This is a genomic window from Stutzerimonas kunmingensis, assembly GCF_002929225.1.
Classification (GTDB): domain Bacteria; phylum Pseudomonadota; class Gammaproteobacteria; order Pseudomonadales; family Pseudomonadaceae; genus Stutzerimonas.
The window spans coordinates 110,891-124,621 of the sequence record NZ_PISM01000014.1 but is presented as its reverse complement, the minus strand read 5'-3'; the positions used below and the strand labels follow the sequence as shown (position 1 = coordinate 124,621).

The following is a 13,731-nucleotide window of genomic DNA, read 5'->3' as shown; positions in this document are numbered from 1 at the left end:
CATGACGCTCAACGTAGCTCAGCCTGACGCTTGCGGGGGAGCAGCGCGAGAAAGTTATCTTGCGCCACGCCTTGCGCTACGGAGGCTGGAAGTGCATCGAGGAAGGGAGCGAAGGCGTGCATGCCGGTCGCCAGGTTATCGAAATGGCCGACCACGTCCGAGCCGATCACGAAGCGCTTGGGATGCCGCTTCACCAGCGCGACCCACTTCGGGTCGGGACGCTTATCTTCGTCCAGCAGATAAGGTTGCAACATGGTCCAGGAAAGGTCGATGTACAGATTCGGATAGTCATCGAGCAGGCGGCTGACCGTATCGTGCAGGAATTCAAGCTTCTCCTGGTGTCGGTGCAGCTCCATGCTGGTTCCGGCATGAGCCCAGATAAAGCGCGTATGCGGATGATTGCGCAGCGGCTCCTCCAGCTCGACCAGGTAGAGCGGATTGCGCTCTCGCTTGGAGGTGATGTTGGAATGCAGCATCACCGGCAGATCGAACTCCGCCGCCAGGTGATAGACCCTGGCCAGCGCCTCGTTGTTGGCCCGCGGGGTGTCGCCCTCGGTCAACGCGGTCACGTCATCGTGTCGGGTGAATACCTCCCCCAGACCCTGCCAGAGGCCCGGGTTCAGCTCCAGCATGCGGCGGATATGCGCGTCGGCGTTCTTGTCGTTAGGGTTGAAGCCGGAAAGAAACGGATGGAAGCGCTTGCGCTGCTCCTCATCCAGATCTTCCAGCGCTGCGGCGACCAACACGTCGGTCGCGCTGTACCAGTACACCGGCGCATCGTCACCTGCGTAGTAGCGAGGCCGCTTGGGCTCGTTCTCGTGCCATTTCTTCGCCACCGGAATGCCGCTGATCATCACGTGATCGATGCTGCCCGCGTCCATCGCTGCCAGAAGCTTTTGCATGCCATCGGTTTCCTGGAAAAAATCCACATAGTGCAGATGCGCATCGCTGTAACGATAGTCACGCCCTTCCCCTACCGCGACGGACGACAACGTAACGAGGGCTACAACGGAAAATATTCTGAAAATGTACAAAGCTCGGTCCTCCTGACAGCCAGCGAGTAGACCGTAAGAAGGGCTTCCCGTTCAGCGTTGCCATGCTGCGGGGCACGACCAGAGACTCAGCCGAGGCATACCCCCCACGGTATTTGACTGAAATCAACGACCATCCATCGCCATCACACTAGTCTCATGACCACCACAACCGCGCAGCCGCTACCTCACTGCGCGCTGCTTTTCTTCCACTTCACAAAAGGACCCATCGCATGGCAATGAAAACCATCAGCGCGCACGGAACATTGAATGCCGGAATGGCAATCGAGGTGCAATGCGGCAACCACCGCCTGATCATGGACCAGCCAAAGAGCGCGGCGGGCCGAGACCTCGGCCCGACGCCGCTGGAAGCCATTCTGGCGGCAGTGGCCGGATGTTTCGGCACCATCGGCCGCTTCATCGCTCACCAGCAGAAGATCGAACTGCGCGGCATGCGCTTCGAGATTGAAGCCGATTACGATCCCGCCGGACTGCTCGGACGCGATCCTTCTGTACGGCCGGGCTTTCAGGAGTTGCGCATCAAGGTGGACATCGACGCGGATCTGGATCGGGACGGCAAGCAGGCATTGCTGGAGCAGATCGAGCAGCGTTGCCCGGTAGCCGACAATCTCACCCACGGCACTCGTCTGGTCAGCGTCCTGCTCTGAAGCAACCCGAAACGAAAACGGCCCGTCACTTGACGGGCCGTTCGTACATCGCTGCCAGGGATCAGGCCGATAGTTCGACCAGCAGTTTGTTCAGACGCTGCACGTAAGCAGCGGGATCCTTCAGGCTATCCCCCGCCGCCAGCGCAGCCTGGTCGAACAGGATGTGCGACAGATCCGCGAAGCGATCCTCGTCCGGCTCGGCATCGAGCTTTTCGATCAGCGGATGCTGCGGGTTGATCTCGAAGATCGGCTTGGACTCTGGCACCTTCTGCCCGCTTGCCTCGAGAATCTGCCGCATCTGCAGGCCCAGATCCTGCTCGCCAATGGCGAGGATCGCCGGCGAGTCGGTCAGACGATGGGAGACGCGCACCTCGGCGACTTCATCACCCAGCGCGCCCTTCAGGCGCTCGATCAGCCCTTCCTTGGTCTTGGCGATTTCTTCCTGAGCCTTCTTGTCCTCTTCGGAATCCAGCTTGCCCAGATCCAGGTCGCCGCGCACAACATCGGCGAACTGCTTGCCATCGAACTCGGTCAGGTAGCTCATTAGCCATTCGTCGATACGATCAGTGAGCAGCAGTACCTCGACGCCTTTCTTGCGGAAGACTTCCAGGTGCGGGCTGTTCTTGACCTGCGCGTAGCTTTCGCCAGTCAGGTAGTAAACCTTGTCCTGACCTTCCTTCATGCGCGACAGGTAATCGGTCAGCGAAACCGACTGCTCGCCCGATGCGTCGCTGGTGGAGGCAAATCGCAGCAGGCTGGCAATCTTCTCCTTGTTGGCAAAATCTTCCGCCGGGCCTTCCTTGAGTACCTGACCGAACTGCGACCAGAACTTCTTGTAGTCCTCGGGCTTGTCTTTGGCCAGCTTCTCCAACATGTCCAGCACGCGCTTGGTCAGCGCCGACTTCATCGAATCGATGACCGGATCCTTCTGCAGGATTTCGCGGGAAACGTTGAGCGACAGGTCGTTGGAATCGACCACGCCCTTGATGAAGCGCAGGTACAGCGGCAGGAACTCGTCGGCCTGATCCATGATGAACACGCGCTGCACATAGAGCTTCAGGCCTTTCGGCGCTTCGCGGTGATACAGATCGAATGGCGCACGGCCGGGCACATAGAGCAGCGAGGTGTACTCGAGCTTGCCCTCGACCTTGTTATGGCTCCAGGACAGTGGATTGTCGAAGTCGTGAGCGACGTGCTTGTAGAACTCCTGATACTCCTCGTCCTTCACCTCGGTGCGCGGACGAGTCCAGAGTGCACTGGCGCGGTTGACCGTCTCCCATTCCTGCTCGGCCGGCTTGTCCTGCTCCTCGCCATGGAACTCCTTCGGCAACTCGATCGGCAGCGCAATATGGTCGGAGTATTTCTTGACGATGTTGCGCAGGCGCCAGCCGTCGGCGAATTCCTCCTCTCCCTTCTTCAGGTGCAGGACGATGCGGGTGCCGCGTTCGGCCTTGTCGATGGTGGCGACTTCGAATTCGCCCTCGCCCTGCGACGACCAATGCACCCCTTCGCTGGACGGGGTACCGGCGCGGCGGCTGTAGACATCGACCTTGTCGGCGACGATGAAGGCGGAATAGAAGCCCACACCGAACTGACCGATCAGGTGCGAATCCTTCTTCTGGTCGCCAGAGAGATTTTTCAGGAAGTCGGCAGTACCGGACTTGGCGATGGTACCCAGATGCGCGATCACGTCATCGCGGTTCATGCCGATGCCGTTGTCTTCCAGGGTGACGGTATTGGCATCCTTGTCAAAGCTGAGGCGAATCTTCAGATCAGCGCCACCCTCAAGCAGCTCCGGCTTGGCCAGCGCTTCGAAGCGCAGCTTGTCGGCGGCATCGGAGGCGTTGGAAATCAGCTCGCGAAGGAAGATTTCCTTGTTGGAATACAGCGAATGGATCATCAGATGAAGCAGCTGCTTCACTTCGGTCTGGAAGCCCAGGGTTTCTTTTTGAGTCTCCACACTCATCGTCTACAAACTCCACATCAGCGTAATGGCACGGACCGCGGTTGCGGCGATGTCTGGCAGATGGGGGCGTGGCGATGATTTTCAAGGGCAGCCGACGCGTCGCAACGCCGGCCAGTCCAGTCAAGGGTCAACGAGCTCGAGCAGCACGATCTCCCCGGGAGCCAGGTTATAGGTCGCCTCGCCTGGGCCGCTGATGACCCGCCTGATGATCAGATTGCCCTCGCTATCCAGACCAGCGAAGCGCCCTTCTGCAACACCGCCGCGCTCGGTGTGCGCACGCATCAACAGGTGCTGATAGCGGTCAGGCGTGCGCAGGACCTGCTCCATCGAGAAGCGCAGTCGCCGATCCAGACTGCTTTGCGGCACCGTCGCAGCAACGGGCTCGGCCGCCTTGGTCGTCGTTACAGGTGTCTCCACCACAGGTTCGGTCAGGGGCGGATAGTCATCGCCCCTGACGTGCCAGCCCTGCTCGTTCTTTGCCAGGGGCAGCGTGAACGCCTGTATCTCGCCCTTCACCTGAGCCTGGACCTCAACATCCAACTCTTCGGCCGGCAACGTGACGACGGGCGTCGATTGCAAAGCGACGTCCCGGCTCGCGTGACGACGCTGCAGGTAATCCTCGATCACGAAGGCAAGGGTGTCCCGCGAATCATGGCGGCGGTCGACCTGACCATCCAGGTAGCGCAGGCGATCGGTGTACAGCTCGATGACGCCAGTGATGCTGGTGTCGAACTGTGGCGGCAGCACGAGATGGAAATCGCCACGCAGCTTGTTCGGCGCCACCGGCTGCAGATCAAGATGCAACGTGTAACCGCGATCGAGGCGTCGCGTCTCCGGCAGCTCCTGATCGGGGTTCAGCCAGGCGATTTCGACCTCAGGCAATGCGCCGATGTCGTCGGGCAGAACGTCGATGCGCAACGCGCCCTCGATCGGTTCGCGCAAGCGAATCGTCACCTCCTGGCGAGCGAAGAAGCCCTTCCCCTCACGCAGATTCAGTACGCCATTTATGAGCTCACCCTGTTGCGGCGCGAATCGACGTCCGTTCAATTCCCCGCGCACCCCCATGGCAAGATCCGGCTCGACCTGGGTTGGCAGCCAACGCAGACTGAAAATCGCCTCCAGCCGCTCGGCATCGCGACTGGCCAGCAGCGACAGCCCCACGATCAGCGGAATGAAACCCAGGCAGGACAGGATCAGTGCCTTGCGCGCAACGCGCCAGTGACTGAATACGAACGCCAACGTCAATGGAGGCAGCAGGCTACCCAGGCCCCAGAGCAAGCTCGTCGAGAATGCCAGGCTGATGAGCCAGACGGCGCCAGCAAGAATCAGCAGCAAGCCGCCGAGTATCAGAAGTGCTTCCATTCGAGTTCCTTCACGCAATCGCACAAGGTGACGCCGCACACCGCAACGCCACCCTGACGAATGCGTCAGGGCTCGTCGATCTTGAAATGGCAGCGGGCGGTGGCGATGGGCTCGGCCTGATGGGTCTGCCAGGCGGTGATCGCGACATTGGCGACCCTGCGACCCTGGCGCCAGACCTGGCAGGCGGCAAAGGTGTCACGATAGTGACCGGCGCGTAGATAATCTATCGAGAAGTCGATGATTTTGGGCAAATGTGGCGCGCCCATGAACATCAGCAGATGCAGCATCGCCGCGTGCTCCATGAAGCCTGCGATGACCCCGCCGTGAATGGCCGGCAGCGGATTGCCGATGTTGTCCTCGTTCTGCGGCAGACGAAAAACCATTTCGTCACCGAGCCGCAGGCACTCGATGCCGATCAGCTTGGCGTACGGCACCAGTTTGATCAGCGAGTCGTAATCGTTGTTGGCGTGTGCATGCTGGACCAGCTCGTTGAGGTTGAGATCGCTCATGCGCCGCCCTCCTTGCCCATGGCTGCGGGTGCAGCCTTGCCCATGCGCATGAAGGTGCCTACCACATGAGCGATCGGTTCGTTGATATCGCGCTGATAGGCGACGCCACGAGTAAAGATGACCGTTGGCGTGACGCGGTAGCACTCGGCGAAGCCGAAGATATCGTGTCCGGCCTCGGCGGGATGCATGTAGTCGATTCGCAGATCGAGCGTCGGGCAAACTTTCAGCTCCGGCAGGGCGCAGGCCGTGGAAATGCCGCAGGTGGTGTCCATCAGCGTGGTGATCGCGCCGCCATGGACTCCGCCGGTTTCCGGGTTCCCAATGATCTTCTCGCTGTATGGAAGGCGCAGGGTAAGGCCGCGGCTGTCGGCATGCTCGACTGTAAGCCCCAGCACCTGACAGTGTCGCAGAAAGGACAAGAAGCGCTGGGTGCGCTCGAGTATCTGGCTATCGCTCATTCGAATTCTCGGGGGATTTGCTCAAGGCGCGCATGATACCGCCTTGTCGTGTACGCGCCCTATTCCTTGGGCATTTCGGCCGGGGAAGTTGGCGTGAATACCATCACCCCGAGCACGTCCGAGTGGAATTCGCGGCGGTAGAGGATCAGGACCACGCCTGTGGTGACCAACATGAAGAACCAGGGGTGAACGAACCAGGCCAAGGTGGCCATGCCGAAGTAATAGGCGCGCAAGCCGAAGTTGAACTGGTTGGCAGCCATGGAAAGGACCCGCGCCGCACGCTCGGCAAAGGCCTTGCGCTCCTGATCACTGACGTTGCGCTCGCCCACCATCGGCGCCGAAGCAACCAGTACCGCGGCGAAGTTGTACTGGCGCATGCACCAGCTGAAGGTGAAGAACGCATAGACAAAGACGACCGCCAGACACAGCAGCTTGACTTCCGAAAGACCGCGGCTGACCGGTTGCGCAAATGGCAGGTCGGCCAATAGCGAAACCGCTCGATCGGATGCACCCAACGCGGTCAGGATGCCTGCAAGGATGATCAGCGTGCTGGATGCAAAGAACGATGCGTTGCGCTCCAGATTGCCGATCACGTTGGCATCGGCGATACGGTTGTCACGCAACAGCAGGCGCTGCATCCAGTCCTGCCGATAGAGGTGCAACACACTCGCCAGACAAGCCGTATCCCGGCCGCGCCAGCTCGCGTAGCGGGTGTATCCAGCCCAACATACGATGAACCAGAGCACGGCGATCAGATGCGGCAGGGTTGAATCGGATAACGTCATGGCGCGCCCTCGGAGACATCACGCGATTATAGCCAGCACCGCGTCGCCGAAGCTTGCGCCTAATGTCAGCGCTACCCCGCGACCGATCTATCGTCAGCCGCGGCGCAGCGCGAGAACAAGTCAGGCGTGATGCTGCGCCTGATCGGCGCGACTGAGCAGGCGATCAGTGACGACTGCAAACACCAGCATCACCAGAACCGGAACCAGCCAGCCCATGCTCTGATCGGCCAATGGCAACTGCGTGAACAGCACCGGAACCCAATCGGTGAAGCCCGCGGCGGCAAGTCCATCGACAATGCCGAAGATCAGCGTCACCGCCATGACCGGCACGAACACCCGCGAGGGCGAAACCCAGAAGCGATCCAGCAAGCTCAGAGCAACCAGGACGATGGCCAGCGGGTAAAGGCCCACCAAGACCGGCACCGACACACTGATCAACTGCGTCAGACCCTGGTTGGCCACCAGCAGGCTGAACAGAGCGAAAACGACCACCACTGTGCGATAGGAAACCGGCAGCAATGCGCTGAAGAACTCGCCACAGGCCGTGGTCAGGCCGACCGCCGTGGTCAGGCAGGCCAGCGTGATGACTACTGCGAGCAGCAGGCTGCCCGGTGTGCCGAACGTGTGTTGCACGTAGGTCGTCAGAATCTGCACGCCGTTCTCCGCACCGGCGGCGATGCCCTGGCTGGTAGCACCGAGATAGAACAGAGCGAGATAGACCAGCGACAGCCCGACCGCAGCAATCACGCCGGCAATCATCGAGTAACGGGTAACCAGCGCGGGCTCGGTGACACCGCGGTCGCGAATGGCGGTGGCGATCACGATGCCGAAAACCAAAGCGCCGAGGGTATCCATGGTCAGATAGCCTTCGAGAAAACCCTTGATCAGCGGCGACGCACGATAACTCTCACTCGCAGCACCGACCTCTCCCGCCGGGGCGAAAATCGCCGCGCCACCGAGTACCAACAGCGCCGCCAGCAGCACCGGAGTAATGAACTTGCCGATACGGTTGACCAGCTGACCGGGGTTCAGCACCAGGAACAGCATGGCCGCGAAGAACACCAGCGTGTAGATGAACAGCGGCATGCCGGCGTTACCGCTGAATGGCGCAATGCCCATCTCGAACGAAACGACGGCGGTGCGCGGAGTCGCGAACAGCGGACCGATCGCCAGGTAGACGGCCACCGCCAGCACCGTACCAGCGACCTTGCCGAGCGGTGCGGTCAAACGGTCCATGCCCCCACCCACTCGCGCCAGCGCGACGACGGTCAGCAGCGGCAACCCGACACCTGTCAGCAAGAAGCCCAGCGCCGCCTGCCAGATAAACTCGCCCGACGCCATGCCGGCGCTGGGCGGGAAGATGATGTTGCCGGCGCCAAGGAACAACGCAAATGTCATGAAGCCAAGAGCCAGCAGGTCAAAACCTTTCAAACGATTCATGCGGAAAAAACTACCAAATGGATGACGGCATAAATGAACGCGACGCACATGCCACGAGCGCGACGGGTCAGCGGTTCATATTGGCCTGAATGATGGGATTACGGGTTTCCTTCAGGGATAAGGGGAAACGTCATTCAGCCGGTTGGGCCGAATCCTTCGTTGCACGCTGTCGCTCTTGTGGACCGAACAAGCGTATGAATGAGCGGCAATGATGCCACGATGCGGCGATGGATGCTGACCGGAGCGTCAGCATTGGCCGCGAAAAAACGTCGCGCCGCAGGGTTGAAGCGCTCAACGCGTGATAGATGAAGCGCGGGACCAAGCAGCGATTGAAGCTGCAACGTTACCAAACCCAAAGCTGAAAGCCCCGAGGCAGAACCGTCAGGTCTGCCTCGGGGCATGCGAAGACTGAGCAGCTCGAACGCCCGGCTGCAGCCGGGCGGGCGTTACATCAGGCCTTCATTTCCCAGCCAGTCACTTCCGCCAGCGCCTTGCCGATATCGGCAAGCGAGCGAACGGTCTTCACACCGGCGTCCTGCAGGGCTGCGAATTTCTCTTCCGCCGTTCCCTTGCCGCCAGAAATGATCGCGCCGGCGTGCCCCATCCGCTTGCCAGCCGGAGCCGTGACACCCGCGATGTAGGAAACGACTGGCTTGGTCACGTTGGCCTTGATGAAGGCCGCCGCTTCTTCCTCGGCCGAACCGCCGATCTCGCCGATCATGACGATGGCCTCGGTCTGCGGATCATCCTGGAACAGCTTGAGGATATCGATGAAGGTCGAGCCCGGAATAGGGTCACCACCGATGCCAACACAGGTCGACTGGCCGAAACCGGCGTCGGTGGTCTGCTTCACGGCTTCGTAGGTCAGCGTGCCGGAGCGCGAGACGATGCCGACCTTGCCGGGCATATGGATGTGCCCAGGCTGAATGCCGATCTTGCACTCACCCGGCGTGATCACACCCGGGCAGTTCGGCCCGATCAGGCGCACACCCAGTTCGTCGCACTTGATCTTAACCTCGAGCATATCCAGTGTCGGAATGCCTTCGGTGATGCAAACGATGAGCTTGATCCCACCGAAAGCCGCTTCGAGGATCGAGTCCTTGCAGAACGGCGCCGGCACGTAGATCACCGAGGCGTCAGCACCGGTGGTCTCGACGGCCTCCCGAACGGTGTTGAATACCGGCAGACCGAGGTGCATGGTGCCGCCCTTGCCCGGCGTGACGCCGCCGACCATCTTCGTGCCGTAGGCAATGGCCTGCTCGGAGTGGAAGGTACCTTGCGAGCCGGTGAAGCCCTGGCAAATGACCTTGGTGTCCTTGTTGATCAATACGCTCATTACTTGCCCTCCGCGGCTTTGACAACCTGAATGGCCGCATCGGTCAGGCTGCTCGCACCGATGATGTTCAGACCGCTTTCACTCAGCATCTTGGCCCCCAAGTCGGCGTTATTGCCTTCCAGGCGAACCACCACGGGCACCTTGACGCCCACTTCGCGAACGGCACCGATGATGCCTTCGGCGATCATGTCGCATCGCACGATGCCGCCGAAGATGTTCACCAGAACGGCCGCGACATTGCTGTCGGAGAGAATGATCTTGAACGCTTCGGTCACGCGTTCTTCGGTGGCTCCACCGCCCACGTCGAGGAAGTTCGCCGGCGCGCCGCCATGCAGGTTGACGATATCCATGGTGCCCATCGCCAGGCCCGCACCATTGACCATGCAGCCGATGTTGCCGTCGAGCGCTACGTAATTGAGCTCCCACTTGGCCGCATGGGCCTCGCGCGGATCATCCTGAGACGGATCGGCCATGTCGCGCAGTTTGGGTTGACGATAGATGGCGTTGCTGTCGATGTTGATCTTGGCGTCCAGGCAATGCAGGTTGCCGTCCTTCTTGATCACCAGCGGGTTCACTTCGAGCAGGGCCAGGTCATAGTCCTGGAACAGCTGGGCAAGGCCGACGAAGATATGGACGAACTGCTTGACCTGATCGCCCTTCAGGCCCAGCTGGAATGCCAGCTCGCGCGCCTGGAACGGCTGCGCGCCGACCAGCGGGTCGATGGTGGCCTTGAGGATTTTCTCAGGCGTGTCGTGAGCGACTTTTTCGATATCCACGCCACCTTCGGTGGAGGCCATGAACACGACCCGGCGACTGGCGCGATCAACCACGGCGCCCAGATAGAGTTCCTTGTCGATATCGGTGCAAGCCTCGACAAGGATCTTGCTGACTGGCTGACCATTGGCGTCGGTCTGATAGGTCACCAGGCGCTTGTCTAGCCACTGCTGGGCAAACGCCCGTGCTTCATCCTTGCTGCGAACCAGCTTTACGCCACCTGCCTTGCCACGTCCACCGGCATGCACCTGGGCTTTGACCACCCATTGCGTTCCACCGATCTTGTCGCAGGCTTCCGCTGCTTCCTTCGGGCTATCGACTGCGTAACCCTTGGACACGGGCAGACCGTATTCAGCGAACAGTTGTTTACCTTGGTACTCGTGAAGATTCATGCTTTCTACCGTCTGGTTTGGTATTGGCGCATTTACGGCACGACGAGCCGCCGTGCCCCCTCACAAGTCGCTGAAAACTATCTGCGAATTCACGATACCTCTCAGCGACCTGCAATCCTTTTCGAATCTGCAGTTTGCAAAAGGCCCGGCGTATCCGCAGATACGTCGGGCCCGGGTACAGCACGAAACCGATTAGCGCTTCTTGCGATTGGCGATGTGGATGGCGTGGCCATTCACTGCCAAGGCCGCTTCATGCAGCGCTTCGGACATCGTCGGGTGCGAGAACACCATCATGCCCAGATCTTCGGCACTGGTGCCGAATTCCATGCCGATCGCGCCTTGCTGAACCAGCTCGGCAGCGCTTGGGCCCATGACATGAACGCCCAGCACGCGGTCGGTCTTGGCATCGGCGATGACCTTGACCAGGCCAGCGGTGTCGTTGGCAGCCATGGCACGTCCGCTGGCAGCGAACGGGAAGGTACCGACGTTGACTTCAACGCCTTCAGCCTTGAGCGCCTGCTCGGACTTGCCGACCCATGCGATTTCCGGGTGAGTGTAGATGACCGACGGAATCAGGTCATAGTTCATCTGGGTCTTGTGACCAGCGATACGCTCGGCAACCATCACGCCCTCTTCCGAGGCCTTGTGGGCCAGCATGGCGCCGCGAACAACATCACCAATGGCGTAGACGCCAGGGACGCTGGTCGCGCAGTAGTCGTCAACGAAGATGAAACCGCGCTCATCCATATCGACACCAGCATCGGCAGCCAGCAGCTCGGAGGTGACCGGACGACGGCCAACTGCGACGATCAGCTTGTCGAAGGTCATCTGCTGCTCGCCTTCGGCGCTGGTGAAGTTGACGGTCACTTGATCGCCCTTCACTTCCGAACCGGTCAGACGAGCGCCCAGCAGAATCTTCAGACCCTGCTTGGAAAGAACCTTGAACGCTTCCTTGGAGATTTGCTCATCGGCAGCTGGCAGGAACTTTTCCATGGCTTCGATAACGGTCACTTCCGCGCCGAGGCGCGCCCAGACCGAACCCAGCTCGAGGCCGATCACGCCGGCACCGATGACGCCGAGCTTGCCCGGAACGCTCTGAAAGTCCAGTGCGCCGGTGGAATCGACGATGACGTTCTGATCGACCGGCGCCGGCGGAATGTTTACCGGAGTCGAGCCGGAGGCAAGGATGACGTTCTCGGCAGCCAAAGTCTGCACGTTGCCGTCCAGGCCGGTCACTTCAACCTGCTTGCCGGCCAGCAGCTTGCCGTGGCCTTCGAATACGGTCACACCGTTGGCCTTCAGCAGAGCCGAAACCCCACCGGTAAGGTTCTTAACGATCTGGTCCTTGCGCGCGACCATGGTCGGAACGTCCATGGCCACTTCGCCAGTGCTGATGCCATGAACCTTGAAGCTCTCGTGGGCTTCATGAAACTTGTAGGAGCTGTCCAGCAGCGCCTTGGAAGGAATGCAACCTACGTTCAGGCAGGTGCCGCCCAGAGCGGTCTTACCATCCTTGCCCTGGTATTTTTCGATACATGCGGTCTTCAGACCCAGCTGGGCTGCACGAATGGCGGCCACATAGCCGCCAGGGCCGGCACCGATGACGACGACGTCGAATTTCTGGCTCATTACGAATCCTCTTCAAAAGCAGCTAAAAGCCAAAGGCTGCAGGTAGCACGGCCGGCTTTCACCTGACCTGCCAGCTGCAGCCCGTGACGTTTCTATCAGATATCCAGCAGCAGACGGGCCGGGTCTTCCAGCAGGTCCTTCATGGTAACCAGGAAGGTCACCGCTTCCTTGCCGTCGATCAAGCGATGGTCATAGGACAGGGCCAGGTACATCATCGGCAGGATGACCACTTGACCGTTAACGGCCATCGGGCGTTCCTGGATCTTGTGCATACCGAGGATGGCGGTCTGAGGCGGGTTGACGATCGGCGTCGACAGCAGCGAACCAAACACACCACCATTGGAGATGGTGAAGGTGCCGCCAGTCATCTCTTCGATGGTCAGCTTGCCGGCCTTGGCCTTCTTGCCGAAGTTGTTGATGCCGCCTTCGATCTCGGCCAGGCTCATGTGCTCGGCGTTGCGCAGGACCGGAACCACCAGGCCCCGGTCGCTGGAAACGGCGACGCCGATATCCTGATAACCGTGGTAGACGATGTCATTGCCATCGATGGAAGCGTTGACGCCCGGCTGGCGCTTGAGTGCTTCGACCGCGGCCTTGACGAAGAAGGACATGAAGCCCAGGCGCACGCCGTTGTGAGTCTTCTCGAACAGGTCCTTGTACTTGGAACGCAGCTCCATGATCGGCTTCATGTTGACTTCGTTGAACGTAGTCAGCATCGCCATGGAGGATTGCGCTTCGACCAGACGCTCGGCGACCTTCGCACGCAGGCGGGTCATCGGAACGCGCTTCTCGACACGATCGCCTTCGGCGAAGATCGGAGCGGAGGCAGCTGGAGCAGCCGGCTTGGCAGCAGCAGCCGGAGCGGATTTCTTGGCTTCGACGGCGGCAACGACATCTTCCTTGGTCACACGACCATCTTTACCGGTACCGGCGATGCTGTTCGGATCGATGCCGTTCTCTTCGGCCATCTTGCGCGCAGCAGGAGCCAGGATTGGCTCTTCACCGGCGGTTGCGGCAGCAGCCGGGGCAGCAGCTTGAGCCGGGGCAGCAGCCGGCGCAGGTGCGGCGGCGGCAGTAGCACCAGCCTCCAGCTTGCCGAGCAGCTCGCCGCTCAGCACGGTGTCGCCTTCGTTCTTGACGATCTCGGTCAGCACGCCGTCAGCTTCGGCGAGCACTTCCATCACCACCTTGTCGGTTTCGATGTCGACGATCAGCTCATCACGCTTGACCGCGTCGCCCGGCTGCTTGTGCCAGGTGGCAACGGTGCCGTCGGCAACCGATTCCGGGAATGTAGGGGCTTTGATCTCGATAGCCATTATTCAGGGGTCCTATTGATTCGGTTTCTACATCGAGGCCGCGATATCGCGGCCCCTTGCACGAA

12 protein-coding genes are annotated in these 13,731 nt (G+C 60.6%); 1 reads left to right on the top strand and 11 read right to left on the bottom strand.

The window, feature by feature from the left end; translation table 11 throughout:
- Positions 1-8: 8 nt before the first annotated feature.
- Positions 9-1,034, bottom strand: a complete 1,026-nt coding sequence (locus CW305_RS07175) for an amidohydrolase family protein (protein WP_104097481.1) — start codon at positions 1,032-1,034, stop codon at positions 9-11.
- A 230-nt stretch (positions 1,035-1,264) separates the two neighbouring features.
- Here CW305_RS07175 and CW305_RS07170 point away from each other — a divergent pair, with 230 nt between their 5' ends.
- Positions 1,265-1,699 (top strand): OsmC family protein, encoded by a 435-nt coding sequence (locus tag CW305_RS07170; protein WP_104097480.1) that lies wholly within the window; start codon positions 1,265-1,267, stop codon positions 1,697-1,699.
- A 61-nt stretch (positions 1,700-1,760) separates the two neighbouring features.
- On the opposite strand, the gene htpG is transcribed toward CW305_RS07170, so the two are convergent.
- The 10 genes from htpG to odhB all read right to left on the bottom strand — a co-directional run bounded on the left by htpG (position 1,761) and on the right by odhB (position 13,666).
- Complete coding sequence (gene htpG / locus CW305_RS07165) at positions 1,761-3,665, bottom strand: molecular chaperone HtpG (protein ID WP_104097479.1); 1,905 nt, start codon at positions 3,663-3,665, stop codon at positions 1,761-1,763.
- A 120-nt stretch (positions 3,666-3,785) separates the two neighbouring features.
- On the bottom strand, positions 3,786-5,027 hold the full coding sequence (locus CW305_RS07160) for an MFS transporter (RefSeq protein WP_104097478.1): 1,242 nt from the start codon (positions 5,025-5,027) through the stop codon (positions 3,786-3,788).
- Positions 5,028-5,092: 65 nt separating this feature from the next.
- Positions 5,093-5,536 carry a PaaI family thioesterase gene (locus CW305_RS07155; protein ID WP_014820469.1) on the bottom strand — a complete coding sequence of 148 codons (444 nt, stop codon included), beginning with the start codon at positions 5,534-5,536 and terminating at the stop codon, positions 5,093-5,095.
- On the bottom strand, positions 5,533-5,994 hold the full coding sequence (locus tag CW305_RS07150) for a PaaI family thioesterase (protein WP_104097477.1): 462 nt from the start codon (positions 5,992-5,994) through the stop codon (positions 5,533-5,535). The genes CW305_RS07155 and CW305_RS07150 overlap by 4 nt, the downstream gene beginning before the upstream one ends.
- Positions 5,995-6,053: 59 nt before the next feature.
- Positions 6,054-6,779: a DUF599 domain-containing protein gene (locus CW305_RS07145; RefSeq protein WP_041014093.1), complete on the bottom strand. Its 726-nt coding sequence runs from the start codon at positions 6,777-6,779 to the stop codon at positions 6,054-6,056.
- A 120-nt stretch (positions 6,780-6,899) separates the two neighbouring features.
- Entirely contained in the window at positions 6,900-8,219 is a 1,320-nt protein-coding gene (gene brnQ / locus CW305_RS07140) for a branched-chain amino acid transport system II carrier protein (RefSeq protein WP_101275605.1), read from the bottom strand.
- 451 nt (positions 8,220-8,670) lie between these two features.
- Positions 8,671-9,555, bottom strand: coding sequence for a succinate--CoA ligase subunit alpha (gene sucD / locus CW305_RS07135; RefSeq protein WP_014820473.1), 885 nt, complete (start codon positions 9,553-9,555; stop codon positions 8,671-8,673).
- Positions 9,555-10,721, bottom strand: coding sequence for an ADP-forming succinate--CoA ligase subunit beta (sucC, locus tag CW305_RS07130; protein ID WP_014820474.1), 1,167 nt, complete (start codon positions 10,719-10,721; stop codon positions 9,555-9,557). The genes sucD and sucC overlap by 1 nt, the downstream gene beginning before the upstream one ends.
- A gap of 192 nt (positions 10,722-10,913) precedes the next feature.
- The gene (gene lpdA, locus CW305_RS07125) at positions 10,914-12,350 is read right to left on the bottom strand and encodes a dihydrolipoyl dehydrogenase (protein ID WP_045666740.1); all 1,437 of its coding nucleotides are present in this window, start codon (positions 12,348-12,350) and stop codon (positions 10,914-10,916) included.
- 95 nt (positions 12,351-12,445) lie between these two features.
- Positions 12,446-13,666, bottom strand: coding sequence for a 2-oxoglutarate dehydrogenase complex dihydrolipoyllysine-residue succinyltransferase (odhB, locus tag CW305_RS07120; RefSeq protein WP_014820476.1), 1,221 nt, complete (start codon positions 13,664-13,666; stop codon positions 12,446-12,448).
- Positions 13,667-13,731 lie beyond the last annotated feature (65 nt).

Excerpts from the sequence above, each read along its gene's own strand:
- CW305_RS07170 (WP_104097480.1), top strand. The coding sequence starts at position 1,265 with ATGGCAATGAAAACCATCAGCGCGCACGGAACATTGAATGCCGGAATG.
- htpG (WP_104097479.1), bottom strand. The coding sequence starts at position 3,665 with ATGAGTGTGGAGACTCAAAAAGAAACCCTGGGCTTCCAGACCGAAGTG.
- CW305_RS07160 (WP_104097478.1), bottom strand. The coding sequence starts at position 5,027 with ATGGAAGCACTTCTGATACTCGGCGGCTTGCTGCTGATTCTTGCTGGC.
- CW305_RS07155 (WP_014820469.1), bottom strand. The coding sequence starts at position 5,536 with ATGAGCGATCTCAACCTCAACGAGCTGGTCCAGCATGCACACGCCAAC.
- CW305_RS07150 (WP_104097477.1), bottom strand. The coding sequence starts at position 5,994 with ATGAGCGATAGCCAGATACTCGAGCGCACCCAGCGCTTCTTGTCCTTT.
- CW305_RS07145 (WP_041014093.1), bottom strand. The coding sequence starts at position 6,779 with ATGACGTTATCCGATTCAACCCTGCCGCATCTGATCGCCGTGCTCTGG.
- brnQ (WP_101275605.1), bottom strand. The coding sequence starts at position 8,219 with ATGAATCGTTTGAAAGGTTTTGACCTGCTGGCTCTTGGCTTCATGACA.
- sucD (WP_014820473.1), bottom strand. The coding sequence starts at position 9,555 with ATGAGCGTATTGATCAACAAGGACACCAAGGTCATTTGCCAGGGCTTC.
- sucC (WP_014820474.1), bottom strand. The coding sequence starts at position 10,721 with ATGAATCTTCACGAGTACCAAGGTAAACAACTGTTCGCTGAATACGGT.
- lpdA (WP_045666740.1), bottom strand. The coding sequence starts at position 12,350 with ATGAGCCAGAAATTCGACGTCGTCGTCATCGGTGCCGGCCCTGGCGGC.
- odhB (WP_014820476.1), bottom strand. The coding sequence starts at position 13,666 with ATGGCTATCGAGATCAAAGCCCCTACATTCCCGGAATCGGTTGCCGAC.